The sequence below is a fragment of the Burkholderia sp. SRS-W-2-2016 genome (assembly GCF_001931485.1).
GTDB lineage: Bacteria > Pseudomonadota > Gammaproteobacteria > Burkholderiales > Burkholderiaceae > Paraburkholderia.
On the sequence record NZ_MSDV01000046.1, the window covers coordinates 138,272 to 154,498 of the forward strand.

15 protein-coding genes are annotated in these 16,227 nt (G+C 65.8%); 8 read left to right on the forward strand and 7 right to left on the reverse strand.

Annotation, left to right across the window (positions count from 1 at the left end; translation table 11 throughout):
- The first annotated feature begins 11 nt into the window (after nt 1-11).
- Nucleotides 12-1,550, forward strand: coding sequence for a DHA2 family efflux MFS transporter permease subunit (locus BTH42_RS20325; RefSeq protein WP_075302706.1), 1,539 nt, complete (start codon nt 12-14; stop codon nt 1,548-1,550).
- Between the two features lie 51 nt (nt 1,551-1,601).
- Here the strand turns inward: BTH42_RS20325 and BTH42_RS20330 are convergent, their stop codons facing one another.
- On the reverse strand, nt 1,602-2,279 hold the full coding sequence (locus BTH42_RS20330; protein ID WP_075303016.1) for a FadR/GntR family transcriptional regulator: 678 nt from the start codon (nt 2,277-2,279) through the stop codon (nt 1,602-1,604).
- Between the two features lie 232 nt (nt 2,280-2,511).
- Here BTH42_RS20330 and dgoD point away from each other — a divergent pair, with 232 nt between their 5' ends.
- The 3 genes from dgoD to BTH42_RS20345 all read left to right on the forward strand — a co-directional run bounded on the left by dgoD (nt 2,512) and on the right by BTH42_RS20345 (nt 4,448).
- Entirely contained in the window at nt 2,512-3,660 is a 1,149-nt protein-coding gene (gene dgoD / locus BTH42_RS20335) for a galactonate dehydratase (RefSeq protein WP_075302708.1), read from the forward strand.
- 244 nt (nt 3,661-3,904) lie between these two features.
- Nucleotides 3,905-4,207, forward strand: a complete 303-nt coding sequence (locus tag BTH42_RS20340) for a hypothetical protein (protein WP_075303018.1) — start codon at nt 3,905-3,907, stop codon at nt 4,205-4,207.
- A 16-nt stretch (nt 4,208-4,223) separates the two neighbouring features.
- Complete coding sequence (locus BTH42_RS20345; RefSeq protein ID WP_083654856.1) at nt 4,224-4,448, forward strand: YodC family protein; 225 nt, start codon at nt 4,224-4,226, stop codon at nt 4,446-4,448.
- A 128-nt stretch (nt 4,449-4,576) separates the two neighbouring features.
- Here BTH42_RS20345 and BTH42_RS20350 read toward each other — a convergent pair whose 3' ends face one another.
- Nucleotides 4,577-5,506 carry a CopD family protein gene (locus BTH42_RS20350; protein WP_075302710.1) on the reverse strand — a complete coding sequence of 310 codons (930 nt, stop codon included), beginning with the start codon at nt 5,504-5,506 and terminating at the stop codon, nt 4,577-4,579.
- Nucleotides 5,503-5,880: a copper homeostasis periplasmic binding protein CopC gene (gene copC, locus BTH42_RS20355; RefSeq protein ID WP_075302712.1), complete on the reverse strand. Its 378-nt coding sequence runs from the start codon at nt 5,878-5,880 to the stop codon at nt 5,503-5,505. The genes BTH42_RS20350 and copC overlap by 4 nt, the downstream gene beginning before the upstream one ends.
- A gap of 396 nt (nt 5,881-6,276) precedes the next feature.
- Here copC and BTH42_RS20360 point away from each other — a divergent pair, with 396 nt between their 5' ends.
- The 4 genes from BTH42_RS20360 (at nt 6,277) to BTH42_RS20375 (ending at nt 10,915) form a co-directional block, all read left to right on the forward strand.
- A complete protein-coding gene (locus BTH42_RS20360) occupies nt 6,277-7,008 on the forward strand; it encodes a c-type cytochrome (RefSeq protein ID WP_075302714.1) in 732 nt (243 codons plus the stop codon).
- 21 nt (nt 7,009-7,029) lie between these two features.
- Nucleotides 7,030-8,331: a cytochrome c gene (locus tag BTH42_RS20365; protein WP_075302716.1), complete on the forward strand. Its 1,302-nt coding sequence runs from the start codon at nt 7,030-7,032 to the stop codon at nt 8,329-8,331.
- 132 nt (nt 8,332-8,463) lie between these two features.
- A complete protein-coding gene (locus BTH42_RS20370; RefSeq protein WP_075302718.1) occupies nt 8,464-9,084 on the forward strand; it encodes a hemolysin III family protein in 621 nt (206 codons plus the stop codon).
- A gap of 232 nt (nt 9,085-9,316) precedes the next feature.
- Nucleotides 9,317-10,915 (forward strand): DEAD/DEAH box helicase, encoded by a 1,599-nt coding sequence (locus BTH42_RS20375; RefSeq protein WP_075302720.1) that lies wholly within the window; start codon nt 9,317-9,319, stop codon nt 10,913-10,915.
- 197 nt (nt 10,916-11,112) lie between these two features.
- Here the strand turns inward: BTH42_RS20375 and BTH42_RS20380 are convergent, their stop codons facing one another.
- From BTH42_RS20380 to ggt, 4 genes are all read right to left on the reverse strand, one after another.
- Nucleotides 11,113-11,649: a hypothetical protein gene (locus BTH42_RS20380; RefSeq protein WP_075302722.1), complete on the reverse strand. Its 537-nt coding sequence runs from the start codon at nt 11,647-11,649 to the stop codon at nt 11,113-11,115.
- 131 nt (nt 11,650-11,780) lie between these two features.
- Nucleotides 11,781-12,608 (reverse strand): ferritin-like domain-containing protein, encoded by an 828-nt coding sequence (locus tag BTH42_RS20385; RefSeq protein ID WP_075302724.1) that lies wholly within the window; start codon nt 12,606-12,608, stop codon nt 11,781-11,783.
- Nucleotides 12,609-12,931: 323 nt separating this feature from the next.
- A complete protein-coding gene (locus tag BTH42_RS20390; RefSeq protein WP_075302726.1) occupies nt 12,932-14,299 on the reverse strand; it encodes an MFS transporter in 1,368 nt (455 codons plus the stop codon).
- 184 nt (nt 14,300-14,483) lie between these two features.
- Entirely contained in the window at nt 14,484-16,121 is a 1,638-nt protein-coding gene (ggt, locus tag BTH42_RS20395; protein ID WP_075303022.1) for a gamma-glutamyltransferase, read from the reverse strand.
- Nucleotides 16,122-16,227 lie beyond the last annotated feature (106 nt).

The window sequence follows — 16,227 nt, forward strand, 5'->3', positions numbered from 1 at the left end:
CCCCGCCCTTCATGTCCTCCGCCTCCACGCCGGCCAGCGCAGCCACACCGCTCAACCGGCCGATGATCACGATCTCGATCATGCTCGCGACGCTGATCCAGACGCTCGACAGCACGATCGCCAACGTCGCGCTGCCGCACATGCAAGGCACGCTGTCCGCGTCGCAGGACGAAATCACCTGGGTGCTGACCTCCTACATCGTCGCCGCCGCGATCGCCACGCCGCTGACCGGCTGGCTGTCGGACCGGCTCAGCGTGAAGCGGCTGCTGATCATCGCGATCGGCGGCTTCACGGTGGCGTCGGCGTTGTGCGGTTTATCGGAGACGCTTACCCAGATCGTCGCGTCGCGGCTGCTGCAGGGGATCTTCGGCGCATCGCTGGTGCCGCTGTCGCAATCGATCCTGCTCGACATCAATCCGCGCGAGAAGCAAGGCCAGGCGATGGCCGTGTGGGGGATGGGCGTGATGGTCGGCCCGATCCTCGGCCCGACGCTCGGCGGCTGGCTCACCGACAGCTACAACTGGCGCTGGGTGTTCTTCATCAACGTGCCGATCGGCGCGTTCGCGCTGTTCGGCGTCGCGACCTTCCTGCCGACCCGCGAGCCGAAACACGACGTGAAGTTCGACGCGTTCGGCTTCATCTCGCTCGGTCTCGCGATCGGCGCGTTGCAGGCGATGCTCGATCGCGGCGAGCAGCTCGACTGGTTTTCATCGAACGAGATCGTGATTCAGGCGCTCGTCGCGGCGATCAGCTTCGCGTTCTTCCTCGTGCACACCGCGACGATCGGCAAGAATTCGTTCTTCAAATACCAGTTGCTGAAAGACCCGAACTTCGCGACCGGCACCTTCTTCATCTTCGTGATCGGCGCGGTCATGTATGCGACCCGCGCGCTGCTGCCGCCGATGCTGCAAAACCTGATGGGCTATCCGGTCGCCACGACCGGCCTTGTCACCGCGCCGAGCGGCGCCGGCACGATGGTCGCGATGCTGATCGCCGGGCGGCTGTTGAAGCGCGTCGATGCGCGGCTGCTGTTGCTGGCCGGCTTCCTGATTTCGGCGTTCTCGCTGTGGCAGATGATGCATTACACGATCGTGCTGTCGGCGGCGGACATCGTGTGGCCCGGCGTGATTCAGGGCTTCGGGCTCGGTCTGGTGTTCGTGCCGCTGTCCGCGCTGACCTTCTCGACGCTCGCGCCCGAACTGCGCGCGGACGGCACCGCGACGTACAGCCTGATGCGCAATATCGGCAGCAGTATCGGTATTTCGATCGTGCAGACGCTGATGACGCGCAACACGCAGATCTCGCACGCGGACCTCGCGGCAAACATCACCCCGTTCAATCCGGCGTTCCAGCCGATGCTCGCCAGCGGCTCGACCTACGACCTCGCGGCGCTGAATGCGTCGATCACGCAGCAGGCCTCGATGGTCGCGTATCTGAACGACTTCAAGCTGATGTTTCTGGCGACTCTGCTGGTGATTCCGCTGCTGCTGTTGATCCGGCCGTCGCGCAAATCGGCGGATTCGTCGGTCGCGCACGCGGCGATGGATTGAGCGCGCGGGCGCGTCAACTCGGCGCGCCGCGCCGGTTCGCCGCTGCCCAGGCTACCCCTCGATCCGCCCGCGCGTCACTCCGAGCAACGACGCCATCGCCGCATACGCGGCGTCGGCGTCGCGCGCGCTGATCGCGTCGAACACCGCGGTATGTTCGGCCAGCGATGCATTGAACACATCCGCGCGCTTCGCGTTGAGCCTCAATTGCGCCTCCAGCGTGCGCTCGATCAGCGCGCCGAGCGGAATCAGCAATTCGTTGCTGCACGCGCTCAGCACGCTCAGATGAAACTGCAGATCGGCGCGCACCCATTCATCGACATTGCGCGCCGCCACCATCGACGCATGCGCGGCCGTCAGCGCGCACAGCGTCTCCTCGGTGTACGCATCGGCCGCGAGACTGGCCGCATACGGCTCGATCATCTCGCGCATTTCCTGCAGCTTCAGCGCGAAGCCGACCGGCTCGGCGACCCGCGAGTACCAGTCGAGCAGATCGGCATCGAGCAGATTCCACGCGGACTTGCGCCGCACCCGCGTGCCGACGCGCGGCCGCGATTCGATCAAACCCTTCGACGTCAGCGTACGCAGCGCCTCGCGCAGCACCGTGCGGCTCACGCCATAGCTCTCCATCAACTCGGCTTCGCGCGGCAGGATCGATTCCGGCGCGTAATCGCCGCGCAGAATCGCGGTCGCGAGCAGTTGGGCGACTCGCCCATGCAGATCGTGCTGAATGGTTCTCTCCGGCGGGTAAGGGTGGCTATGGGGGGTGTCGGCGGGTTCGCAAAAGGGGCAGCGACCGCCGCCCTGGTCACTATGTGGCAAATAATACTATTAATAGTACTTTAAAGCCCTTTTGTTGTAGCATGTAAATCCCGAATTTTTCGCAGGCGCGCACGCCTGCTTCGCACGGATTCCGGAGCGGCCTCGAAAGCGCCAGTTCCGCCCTACCCAGGAGACGCACACCATGAAAATCACCAAGCTCGAAACCTTCATCGTCCCGCCGCGCTGGTGTTTCCTGAAGATCGAGACCGACGAGGGGATCGTCGGTTGGGGGGAGCCGGTGGTCGAAGGCCGCGCGCATACGGTCGCGGCGGCGGTCGAGGAACTGGCCGACTATCTGATCGGCAAGGATCCGCTGCTGATCGAGGACCACTGGCAGGTGATGTACCGCGCGGGCTTCTATCGCGGCGGCCCGATTACGATGAGCGCGATCGCCGGCGTCGACCAGGCGCTGTGGGACATCAAGGGCAAGCATCACGGCGTGCCGGTGCACGCGCTGCTCGGCGGCCAGGTGCGCGACAGGATCAAGGTCTATTCGTGGATCGGCGGCGACCGTCCGAGCGACGTCGCCAACAACGCGCGGGCGGTGGTCGAACGCGGCTTCAAGGCGGTCAAGATGAACGGCTCGGAAGAGCTGCAGATCATCGACACCTTCGACAAGGTCCAGGGCGTGATCAACAACGTCGCCGCGGTGCGCGAGGCGGTCGGACCGAACATCGGCATCGGCGTGGACTTCCACGGCCGCGTGCACAAGCCGATGGCCAAGGTGCTCGCGAAGGAACTCGATCCGTACAAGCTGCTGTTCATCGAAGAACCGGTGCTGTCGGAAAACGCGGAAGCGCTGCGCGACATCGTCAACCAGACCAATACGCCGATCGCGCTCGGCGAGCGCCTGTATTCGCGCTGGGACTTCAAGCACATCCTGTCGGGCGGCTACGTCGACATCATCCAGCCGGACGCGTCGCACGCGGGCGGCATCACCGAGTGCCGCAAGATCGCGTCGATGGCCGAAGCCTACGACGTCGCGCTCGCGCTGCACTGCCCGCTCGGCCCGATCGCGCTCGCAACCTGTCTGCAGATCGACGCGGTCAGCTACAACGCGTTCATCCAGGAACAGAGCCTGGGGATTCACTACAACCAGGGCAACGACCTGCTCGACTACATCAAGAACCCGGAAGTCTTCAAATACGAAGACGGCTTCGTGTCGATTCCGCAGGGCCCGGGTCTCGGCATCGAAGTGAACGAAGAGAAGGTGCGCGAGATGGCGAAGGTCGGCCATCGCTGGCGCAATCCGGTGTGGCGTCATGCGGACGGCAGCGTCGCCGAGTGGTGATCGCCAGCGTCTGAAACCACCCCGCCCGCGCGTTACGGCAACGTGACGCGTGGGGCGTCTCAGTAACGTAACATCCCGGACCGCGGCGGCTCGAACAGCCGTTCGGGCACCTCCCCGCAGCCCGGCTCATTTCCCGCCAAGCCTTGCCCAGCGCGGCTTGCGCGTCGTTTGTTCGGTATCGGACATACGCATGGCCCGCTCCTTGCTCAAATGCATGCAAAACACACATGCAACGGGGCACATGATGGGCGAATTCCTTCCCGACTATCTGATCCGCGAACAGGCGGCGGTCGGCGCGCTGGTCGCGTTCGGCGTGCTGCGCATCATCGGCGCGATGCTCGCGTACGAGCGCGGCTGGAGCATCTCGCTAGTCAGCAAGTGCTTTATCGCGGCCGCGGTGCTGTACTGCCTGCCGCAGGTGTTCGACCTGCTCACGCATATCGTCGGCTCGCGCGCGGCCGGCGCCGAACTCGAAGGCAAGGCGGCGGGCTGCGCTATCGCGCTGTTCTGCGCGCCGATTCTCGGCCACCGGCTCGGCTTCGAGTAACCCGGCCCGCTGCGCGATGCGACTGTCGATCCGCTCCCCGAAACCCGCCTTTCACGCCGGCGACGTGCTGCGACTGAAATCCGGCGGCCGCCCGATGACCGCGACATGGAGCGGCCCGGTGCTGTTCGCGCCGGGCAACTGGTTGATCTGTCAGTGGTTTAGCGATGCCGGCGAACTGCAGCAGGAGATGTTTCCCGAAGAGACCCTGATCCCGGCGCGCGACGCCGCTCTCGCCGCCTGAACCGAGCAGTAGCGGATGCGCTGGCCACCGCCAGGCGACCGTGTGTATTGCGCCGCACGTGCTTCGCAGTGCGGCGCTTTTTTATGCGGCGGGTCAGCAGCCAAGGTTGGCAAACCGGCCCGCGCCGCTCACCCCAGCGCCGCAAACGCCGGCACGCTATGCGACAGCGCCGCCGCGACGACGAACACTCCGACCATCACGAGCGCTTCCAGATACAGCACGTTGACGAAGGTATGCGCATCCATCGTCGACGCGGTGCGGCGCAGGCGCGGCAGCGCCGAGAACCGGTTCAGCCCGCCGAGCACCAGCGCGAGCGCGACCAGCACGAGCTTGAGCGTCAGCACATGACCCCAGGTGCTCACCTGAATCGCTTCGAGCGAGCCGCCCGAGCCGCGCACCGCGTTGAACACACCGGAGACCAGCACCAGCACGACCGCGACGAGCGACACGTTCGACAACTGGGTCGCGGTGCGAATCAGCATCCCGCGCGCGGTCGAGGCGCCGAGCGCCGGCAGCACCGCGAGGCCGGCGGCCACCGCGAGACCGCCCCACACGCTGGTCGCGAGCACGTGCAGCGTCTGCATGCCGAGCGCCGCCGACGCCACCCCGGCATCGGCCGCGTGACCGAGCGACGCCTTGCCGGCGGCGATCGCAAGCACCGCGAGCCACAGCAGCGCATTGCGCAGCATGCCGGTGCCGTTCGACAGCGCGGTGCCGAGCAGCACCAGCGCGCCGCCGAACGCGACGCTCCAGCCGACGCCGACATGCGTCTGCGTGAGCACGGTCGGAATCACGCTGAACGCGGCGGGCAGCGCGACGCCGCTCATCGACGCGCTCTGGTACAGCAGCCAGCCGAGATCGGCGAGCACCAGCACGACGGTGGCCGCGAGCATCGAGCGATGCGCGCGGATCCAGCCGGGCCGCGCCGGCGACACGCTTTGCCGCGCGTCCGGCGCGAGCCATGCGCCGAGCAGCGCCGAACCGACGGCGAAACCGAATGCGACATTCATGAGCGCGGCCATCGCGACCTGCCCGATCCACAATCCGTCGATGCTCATTTGACGTTGAACGCAAAGTCGCCCTGGGTTCGATGGCCGTCGGTGGCCACCGCGATCCAGTGCACCGCATAGCGGCCGCTGCTCAGCTGCGGCAGCGCGAGCCGCATCGTCTTCGGATCGCGGCCGTCCACCGTCGACGCGTCCGTGGTCGCCGGCTTACCGCTCGCATCGGTGAGCACGATCTTGCTGAACGCGGGTTCGAGCGGCTCGGTGAAATGGATCGTCAGTTCGGTCGGAGCGACGGCCTCGGCGTTCGCGGCCGGCTCGCTGGAGATCAGATGCGCATGCGCGAACGCGCCCGAGGACACCACCAGCGCCAGCGCGCCGGACATCAACGCACGCAGCGCCGAAGAGGAAAAGTCGAATAGCTTCATGTAAGGCTGATAGCGGATGAGAACGAACGGAGGGACTACCGGAACCGGGCCGCGCGGCGGCCGGCGAGCCCGGAAGTGTACGCTTCGATAGCGCGCGCGGGGATCGGTTCAACCGGGCTCGAACGAATCGGTAACAAAGCTTCCAGCCGTTGCGCGAGCAACGACCCGTCTCTGCCATCAAATTCGAGATAAAGCAAGCCAAGCGCGCAACAGATTCACCAACACACCCTGGCCCGGACTCGACGCGGCATACTGTCGCATGGCGGTCACAGCGGGAACGGTCTCTAATGCGGCAAATAGTCACCATTACCCTTCGATGATAGAATGCTGCGTCGCCGCAGCGACGGCTGTCCTTCACACCGAGCCGCTCGAAGTTCGGTCAGGTCCCCGATTCTGATGGAGTTACGCGTGTCTTCAAGACGCCTCTTCCGCCCGTTGCTTGCCCTTCTGCTGATCGGCTCCGCGGGTGTCTACAGCGCTGCGAAAGCGCAGACTCAACCGAAGGCCCCCGACACAATGGAAGCGCGCGTGCAAGGCTGCACGGCCTGCCACGGCTCGCATGGGCAAGGTACCGACAACGACTACTTCCCGCGCCTCGCGGGCAAACCGGCGGACTATCTGTACAACCAGCTGCAGAACTTCCGTGAAGGCCGTCGCAAGTACCCGCCGATGAACTACCTCGTCACGTATCTCTCGGACGACTACCTCCACAAGATCGCCACCTTCTTCTCGCAGCAGCGTCCGCCGTATCCGCCGCCGGCCAAGCCGACGGTGTCGGCCGCCACGCTCGCGCGCGGTGAGCAGATCGTGCTGCACGGCGACGCGAGCAAGCAGGTGCCGGCATGCGTGGCCTGCCACGGCAAGGCGCTGACCGGTATGGAACCGGCAATCCCGGGTCTGGTCGGTCTGCACGCGGACTACATCAGCGCGCAGCTCGGCGCATGGCGCTCGGGCACGCGTCACGCGATTGCGCCGGACTGCATGCACACGATCGCCACCCGTCTGACCGACGAAGACGTGAACGCCGCCGCGGCCTGGCTTTCCACCCAGCAGGCTCCGCAAAACCCCGTGCCGGCTCCGGCCCGCTCGTTGAAGACTCCGCTTGCCTGCGGCAGCGAACCGCAATAAGGCGCCGGGAGAGACATTCAAATGAAACGTAAGTCCCTGTTCGCCCTTTCGGCAGTCGTCGTAGCCGCGGCTGCCGCCCTCGTTCCCGTCCTGTGGTCGGGCGGCGACAATCTGCACAGCAGCGGCATGGCCGTCGCGGCCGCACCCGCCGACCACGCCGAACTGATCAAGAAGGGCGAGTATCTCGCCCGCGCCGGCGACTGTATCGCGTGCCACACGGTGCGCGGCGGCAAGCCGTTCGCCGGCGGCCTGCCGATGGCCACGCCGTTCGGCACGATGTTCACGCCGAACATCACGCCGGACGACCAGTACGGCATCGGCAAGTGGACCCAGGACGACTTCTATCGCGCGATGCACACCGGCCGCTCGAAAGACGGCAGCCTGCTGTATCCGGGCTTCCCGTTCACGAGCTACACGAAGGTCACGCGCGCCGACTCGGACGCGATCTACGCGTACCTGCGCTCGGTCGCGCCGGTCAACGTGCCGAGCCGTCCGCACGAACTGAAATTCCCGTTCAACCAGCGCAACATGCTGATCGGCTGGCGCACGCTGTTCTTCCGTGAAGGCGAGTTCAAGCCGGATCCGACCAAGTCGGTCGAGTGGAACCGCGGCGCGTATCTGGTCGAAGGTCTCGGCCACTGCGGGATGTGCCACACGTCGATCAACGCGATGGGCGGCCCGGTCAACTCGGCGGCCTTCGCCGGCGGCCTGATCCCGCTGCAGAACTGGTATGCGCCGTCGCTGACGTCGAACCGCGAAGCGGGTCTGGGCGACTGGGACCTGCAGGACATCGCCGATCTGCTGAAGACCGGCGTGTCGAACCGCGGCGCGGTGTTCGGCCCGATGGCCGAAGTCGTGCACAACAGCCTGCAGTATCTGTCGGACGAGGACATCAAGGCGATGGCCACGTACCTGAAGACGATCCCGCAGAAGAGCGAAGCACCGGAGCAGATGCAGCTGGAAACCTCGGAACAGTTCGGCGGCGAACTGTTGAAGCAGGGTCAGAAGATCTACGCTGACAACTGCGCGAAGTGCCACGCGGACAACGGTCTGGGCATGCCGCCGGCCTTCCCGCCGCTGGCGAACAACCAGTCGATCCAGATGCCGTCGGCGGTCAACCCGATCCGCATGGTGCTGAACGGCGGTTATCCGCCGAGCACGGAAGGCAACCCGCATCCGTACGGCATGCCGCCGTTCGCGCAGTCGCTGTCGAATCAGGAAGTCGCGGCGGTCGTCACGTACATCCGGATGTCCTGGGGCAACCACGGCACCGCCGTGTCGCCGCAGCAAGTGGCCAACCTGCGTTCGGCGCCGCTCGACTAAGCAGCGTCTGATGCACCCCGGGCGCGGCCAGCGAATTTCGCGGCCGCGCCCTTCGTTTTTTCAGGACCGGTATCATGTGGGCCCATTGGTGTGAATGGTCGCCCTCTCGGGACCGCGCAGGAGGATAGAGCCGTGCCCGTCGGCGAGCGTTTCAACAGCATTACCCATCTGGTCGGCGCCGTGCTGTCGGTGGTGGGGCTGGCGACGCTCGTGACGATGGGAGCCCTCGCCGGCGACGCGTACAAGGTGGTCAGCTTCAGCGTGTACGGAGCGATGCTGTTCGTGCTGTACGCGATCTCGACGCTTTATCACAGCGTGAGCCATCCGCGTCTGAAGGCGATTTTGCAGAAATGCGACCATTCGGCGATCTACCTGCTGATCGCCGGCAGCTATACGCCGTTCACGCTGGTCACGTTGCGTGGACCGTGGGGCTGGTCGCTGTTTGGCGTAAGCTGGGGGCTTGCCGCCCTCGGCATCGTGCAGGAACTGACGCTGGGGCGCCGCACCCGCAGCGTTTCGATGGTGCTGTATGTGCTGATGGGATGGCTCGCGCTCGTAGCCGTCCGCCCGCTGCTGCATGCGTTACCGGCGGCGGGTACCGCGTGGCTGGTGGCCGGCGGCGTCATTTATAGCGCCGGCATCTATTTCTTCATCAACGACGAGCGCATCCGCCATGGACACGGTATCTGGCACCTGTTCGTACTGGCGGGCAGTCTGTGCCAATTCGTCAGTGTCGCGCGCTACGTCGCATGACACGCCACGGCGGCGGATTGCAACTTAAGGCCAGTCGACGTGTCTGCATAGCGCGTTGAAACATTCGGCACCTCCTGGAGCGTGCCGCCGATTTCTCCGTGAACGGAACCGGGCTTCGGCCTCGCACATGCGCGAACGCGCATGTCGATGCCGCGCTGCTGTTGCCGCGCTGGGGTCCGCTGGGCCCCGCCGGTCACGTTCGCGAAACTGCATTGCATTGCAAAGAGCTTTTATGTCTTTTGATTCCCTCGGCTTGTCCGAACCGCTGGTCCGCGCTGTCAACGAACTGGGCTACACCAGCCCGACCCCGATCCAGACTCAGGCGATCCCCGCCGTGCTCAACGGCGGCGACCTGCTCGCCGGCGCGCAAACCGGCACCGGCAAGACCGCCGGCTTCACGCTGCCGATCCTGCAACGTCTGAACTCGATGGCGCCGGCCGCCGGCGGCAAGCGCGTGGTGCGCGCGCTGATCCTCACGCCGACCCGCGAACTCGCCGCCCAGGTCGAGGAAAGCGTGCGCCAGTACGGCAAGTATCTGAAGCTGAAGTCGACCGTGATGTTCGGCGGCGTCGGCATCAATCCGCAGATCGGCGCGCTGAGGAGCGGCGTGGATATCGTCGTCGCGACGCCGGGCCGTCTGCTCGACCACATGCAGCAGAAGACCATCGACCTGTCGCAGCTCGAAATCCTCGTGCTCGACGAAGCCGACCGCATGCTCGACATGGGCTTCATCCACGACATCAAGCGCGTGCTCGCGAAGCTGCCGCCGAAGCGCCAGAACCTGCTGTTCTCGGCGACCTTCTCGGATGAAATCAAGGCACTCGCCGACAACCTGCTCGACTCGCCGGCGCTGATCGAAGTCGCGCGTCGCAATACCACCGCCGAAACGGTTGCGCAGAAGATTCACCCGGTCGACCGCGACCGCAAGCGCGAACTGCTCACCCATCTGATCCGCCAGCACAACTGGTTCCAGGTGCTGGTGTTCACCCGCACCAAGCACGGCGCGAACCGTCTGGCCGAACAGCTGACCAAGGACGGCATCAGCGCGCTCGCGATTCACGGCAACAAGAGCCAGTCCGCGCGCACGCGTGCGCTCGCCGAGTTCAAGGACAACACGCTGCAGGTGCTGGTCGCGACCGATATCGCCGCGCGCGGCATCGATATCGATCAACTGCCGCACGTGGTCAACTTCGATCTGCCGAACGTGCCGGAAGACTACGTGCACCGCATCGGCCGCACTGGCCGCGCGGGGGCGACCGGCGAAGCGGTGTCGCTGGTGTGCGTCGATGAACTGCAGTTGCTCAAGGACATCGAGAAGCTGATCAAGCGGCCGGTTCCGCAGGAAGTGATCGCCGGTTTCGAGCCGGATCCGACCGCGAAGCCGGAGCCGATCCAGCGTCGCGGCCAGGGCGGTGGCGGCGGCGGCGGTCGTTCGCCGCGTCAGGGCCAAGGCGGCGGCCGCCGCGATGGCGCGGGCGCTGGTGCGGCGAAGCCGGCGCAAGGCGGCGGGCAACGCGCGCCGCAGGGCGCGGGCCAAGGTGCGGGTCAGCGCTCGGGGCAGCGTCCGTCGAATGGTCATGCGCCGCGCGCGCAAGGCGCGAAGCCGGCCGCGGGCAACGGCGGCCAGCCGCGCCGCGACGCGCAGCGTCACGACGACCGCCCGCGTAGCGCCGCGCATGACGGCGGCGCCGCGAATCACGCGCCGCGCAAGCCGCAGGGCAACCGCTCGCACAACGGCAATCCGGGCGCGCTGCTCGGCGGCGGCGCGAAGCCGCGCAACGATGCGCCGCGTGGCGCGCAGCCGTCGCGTAACGGCGAACGCAGCCGTTAAGCTGCTACGCTGAACTGCTTGGTCAAAGGCCCGCTGATCGCGGGCCTTTTGCTGTCTGGGGCGTTGCGTCTGCGGCCTCGCGGCCCACGGTATCGCTTCGAGTTCGCCGCCTTCTATCGCGAGCAAAACCGCGAACAACGCCGCGAGCTACAGCGCAAGCAAAACCGCGAGCCGTTCGCGGGTCGTCCCGCGAAAAACTACCGGCTGCTCGCCGCGACGGCCCGCTTCAACTGCTCCAGCTGCCGTTCCCAGCGCTCGAGCACCGCACTGCCCTCGCCCTCCAGTTCGAACGTGATGCCGCCCGTCAGGCGCGCATAACGCACGCTCTGCGCTTCCCCGGTGTCGATCGATGCAAGCAGATAGACGAGGCCCGTGTCGTCGCCGGCAGCGGCCGGCAGCGGCGCGACGCGCAACTGCACCTGATAGAACGCCGCGTCGCACACGAAGCTCAACGCGGCCCGGCCGCTTTGCGTGATCGCCCGCGTCGCGCGCGCCTGCGGCCATAACGCGATGCCGAGCGTGCGCGAATCGGGCGCGTAAAGCTCGCCGACACTGAGCAGCGACGTGCGCACGTGACCGTTCGCATCGACGCTCAGCAACGACGCGGTGAAGCCCGTCTTGTCCACGAGCGACGCGCCGTCGAACCACGCGCGCACGTTGGCCGGCCACTCGTCGAACACGTTCTGGTCGAGCGCACGCGCGGCGCCTGATGATGAAGCTGAAGAGTCGCTCATACGATGGATCCGGTTCGGGTCGGCAAAGCTCAATCATGTCTCGAAAAAAGCCAGAGCCCGCGGCGGCGGGCGCTGGCTTCAGCGTGGGGTCGAGGGTGGTTGCGCGCGCATCGAGCGGCCCCGGCGCCGCCTCAACGGAAGAACACGTGCTGGGCGATCTTCGCGAGCGGGTAATGCACGCCGGGTTGAATGCGCGCCGGCAGATCGAGCGGCTTGAGCAGCATCTTCACGCACATCTCGGCGGACAGATTGCGCCGCACCAGCTTGTTGATGCGCGCCGCGCGCTCGCCGTTATAGCCGGCATCGTTCACGCGCTCCGGATAGCGAACCGCGAACACATGCCGCAACGCGATCTCCGAGTCCTCGTTCTTGATCTCCATCACGCGGCGCAGCAGCGCGCCGAGCACCGCGAGCCGGCCGTTGCCCTCGATCTTGTTGTACTTCTTGAAGTACCTGAAAAAGTGCTTGTAGTGACGCACTTCGTCGGTGCGGATGTTGTCGGTGATCTGCTTGAGCACCGGCTCGTCCGAGCATTCGCCGATCGCGCGATACAGCGTCGCGGTACCGGTCTCGACCACGCAGCGCGCGACCATTTCGAGCGCGCGGGTCTTTTCGAAATCCTCGACCGAGCAGGTCAGCGAGTACTCGGCCATGAAGTTGGCAAACGCGGTGTCCCAGTCGAACTCCGGCCACACGTGCGCGATGTAGGTTTTCAGCGCGCGGCCATGCTGCATTTCCTCGGGCTCCCACTCGTTGTTGAGCCACGCCGAGACCTCGGGATCGCCGTTGAAAAATGTACTCAGATTGCTGGTGTACAGATCGGTGCCGCTTTCGATGAACGAAGACGCGCACAGCAACAACAGCAGGTCTTCGTTGGCGGCGGCCTTGCGCCGGTCGATCCGCGTGAGGTCGATGTCCTCGATCCGCCAGGGCATCACATGGTTCAGCTTTGTGTGCATCGTGTCTTGCTCCAATGCTGTACCGACCCGTGGAGCTGCTCGCCGCCGCCCCCGCGCTCGCGCGCCGTGATGTTTCTCCGTGCCGGATACAACGCCGTGATTAGAGTTGGGCTCTCGTACTCTGCAGGTTAGCGGGAGTTATCCGACCATGCAGATCATTGAGCACAGACCGTGCCGCTCTTGCGCAGTTCCAATTCCAAGATAGTCGAAATCTTCCAGCGTATTAAAACGGCGTGCCGACGGCAAAAAAAAGCCAGCTCGACGAGCTGGCTTGGATCCCGGTAAAGGCCGGTCGGACGAAGGCCCGGCGGCCCTGATGACGGCTACGCGGGCTGCACACGCGCTTGCGCGACCCGCCCCCGCCGCATCCGCACCGCGACGATGCTCAGCGACACGCCGGACAGCACCGCCGCAAGCAGCACGTAATAACTCGGTGCAAGTTTGTCGCCGGTCAAGTGAATGAAGGTTTCGACGATGGTCGGCGCAAAGCCGCCGAACAGCGTGACGCCCAGGCTGTACGCAATCGACAGACCGGTCGAGCGCACCTGGGTCGGGAAGATCTCCGACATCAGCGCGGGCATCGGCCCCGAGTACGCCGCCTTGAAGATGCCGGCGACGCCTTGCAGCACCAGCAGCCAGCCGATCGTCGGATGCGACTGCAGCCACGCGAACATCGGATAGATCAGCACGCCCATCAGCACCGACGTGGTCAGCATGATGCGAATCCGGCCGATCCGGTCGGACAGCGCGCCCATGATCGGCGAGAAGATGAACTGCATGCCGCCGTTGAGCACCACCACGCCGAACGACGCGGCCGCCGCCATATGCAGCTGCTTGACCGCGTACAGCGGCATATAAAGCTGCAGCACGTACACGCCGACGGTGGACTGCGCAACGATGCCCACCGCCAGCAGCAGATTGACCCACTGACTCGCGAACGACGCATCCTTCGTTTCGTCCACGGCCTTGTGCGCGCCGGCCGCTTCGCGCTGTTCACGCATCGCGACGAACTCGGGCGTCTCGTCCAGATGCGAGCGGATGTAGTAGCCGACCGGGCCGATCAGCAGACCGAACACGAACGGCACGCGCCAGCCCCAGCTGTTCAGGTGTTCGGCCGGCAGCCAGCCGGTCAGCAGCGAACCGAAGGCCGCCGCGGTGATCGCCGCAAGGCCCTGGCTCGCGAACTGCCAGCTCGCGTAATAGCCGCGTTGCGACGGGCTGTGCTCGACCATGAACGCGGTCGCGCTGCCGAACTCGCCGCCCACCGCGAAACCCTGCACGAGCCGCGCGAGCAGCACCAGCACCGGCGCGGCCAGACCGATCGACGAAAACGGCGGCATCATCGCCATCGTGAAGGTGCCGATCATCATCAGCGCGATCGCCAGCGTGAGCGCGGCTTTGCGGCCCTTGCGGTCGCCGTAGACGCCGAGCACGACCGCGCCGAGCGGGCGCATCAGGAACGAGATGCCGAAGGTCGCGATCGCGAGCAGCGTCGACAGCCATTCGTCCTGCATGGGGAAGAACTGTTTCGCGATGATCGTCGCGAAGAAGCCGTAGACGAGGAAGTCGAACCACTCGAGCGCGTTGCCGACCGACGACGAAAAAACGATCCGCCGTATCTTCGCTTTGGAAAGCGGCACGAACGGGGTATGAGGGGATGCGCTCGAGGAACTCGATGCGGGAATGGTCATGAGGGTCTCCTGCCTGTCTGATGCGTGATACGTGATTCGTGATTTCTGTGCTTAACGGCGATGCGAGGTCGCGATGCGGCGGCCGCGCGCCTGCATGGAAGCGCGGCCGCGGGCGGCGCGTGCTGCGCCGCGTGCGTCGGGTCTTGCCTGGATGCGAGCGCCGAGGGCGCCCGCCCGGAGGAACCTAGAAGCCGGCCGCGAGCCCGTCGCGGCGGCTGTCGCTTGCGGCCACATAGCCGCGCTCCGGCTCGTCGCGGTCGAGCTTCCAGATGAACTGGCCGGAGCCGAAGTCCATGTACGGATCGTCGACCGATTTGATCGTGTGGCCGAGCTTTTGCAGCGCGTCGGCGGTCTGCGGATCGAGCGTCGATTCGATGTCGATCGTGAAGTCGCGGTTGACCTTCCAGCGCGGCGCATCGCACGCGGCCTGCGGCTGCTGGCCGTAGTCGAGCATCCGCACCACGGTCTGCAGATGGCCTTGCGGCTGCATGTCGCCGCCCATCACGCCGAAGCTCATCACCGCTTCCTGCTGGCCGTTCACCTGCTGCGTGAGGAACGCCGGGATGATCGTGTGGAACGGCCGCTTGCCGCCTTCCACCACGTTCGGCGACTTCGGATCCATCGAGAAACCGCAGCCGCGGTTCTGCAGCGCGATGCCGCTGTCCGGCACCACGATGCCCGAGCCGAAGCCCATGTAGTTCGACTGGATGAAGCTGACCATCATGCCGTTCTCGTCGGCCGCCGACAGGTAGATCGTGCCGCCCGCCTTCGGCATCCCGAAGTCGAACTGCGTCGCGCGCTTCGGATCGATCAGCTTCGCGCGCGAGCTCAGGTACGCGTCGTCGAGCATCTGCTCCGGCGTGACTTCCATCGAACGCGGATCGGCGACGTAGCGGTACACGTCGGCGAACGCGAGCTTCATCGCTTCGATCTGCAGATGCTGCGATTCGACGCTGTCGATCTTCAGCGACTTCACGTCGAACTTCTCGAGAATGCCGAGCGCGATCAGCGCGGCGATCCCCTGGCCGCTCGGCGGAATCTCGTGCACGGTGTAGCCGCGATAGTCCTTGCCGATCGGCTCGACCCAGTCGGCGCGGTAGTTGCGCAGGTCGTCGGCGGTCAGCGCGGCGCCGCCTTCACGCGCGAACGCGGCGATGCGCTCGGCGATCTCGCCTTCGTAATACGCGCGCGGGCCCTGCTCGGCGAGCTGGCGCAGCGTCTTCGCGTGACCGGGGAAGCGCACCAGTTCGCTGACTTCCGGCGCGCGGCCGCGCGGCATGAAGGTCTGCGCGAAGCCCGGCTGATCCTTCAGCTCGGGCACCGCGGCCGCCCACTTGTACGCGACGATGCTCGCGACCGCGTGACCGCGCTCGGCGATCTCGATCGCCGGTTCCATCAGGTCGGCGAACGGCAGCTTGCCGAACTTCTGGTGCAGCGCTTCCCAGCCGGCGATCACGCCCGGCACCGTGACCGCGTCCCAGCCGCGCTTCGGCTGCTTCGCGAGACCGTTTTCCTCGCCGTACTTGCGCTTGAAGTAATCGACGTTCCACGCGGCCGGCGACACGCCCGACGCGTTCAGACCATGCAGCTTCTTGCCGTCCCACACCAGTGCGAACGCATCGCCGCCGAGGCCGCACGACACCGGCTCGACCACCGTAATCGCGGCGGCCGCCGCGATCGCCGCGTCGACCGCGTTGCCGCCCTTCCACAGCATGCGCAGACCGGCCTGCGCGGCGAGCGGATGGGAGGTCGAAACGATGTTGCGCGCGAATACGGGCAGACGTTGCGTCGGATAGGGGTTTTGCCAGTTGAAGCCAGTCATGTCGAACACTCTCGAAAGCGCGGTCCGGCACGAAATAGTCGCCGGACATCAAGGGAAAGGTTGTAAAGCAACTACAAAGCGGAACCCGCGATTGCAGCGCGAACCG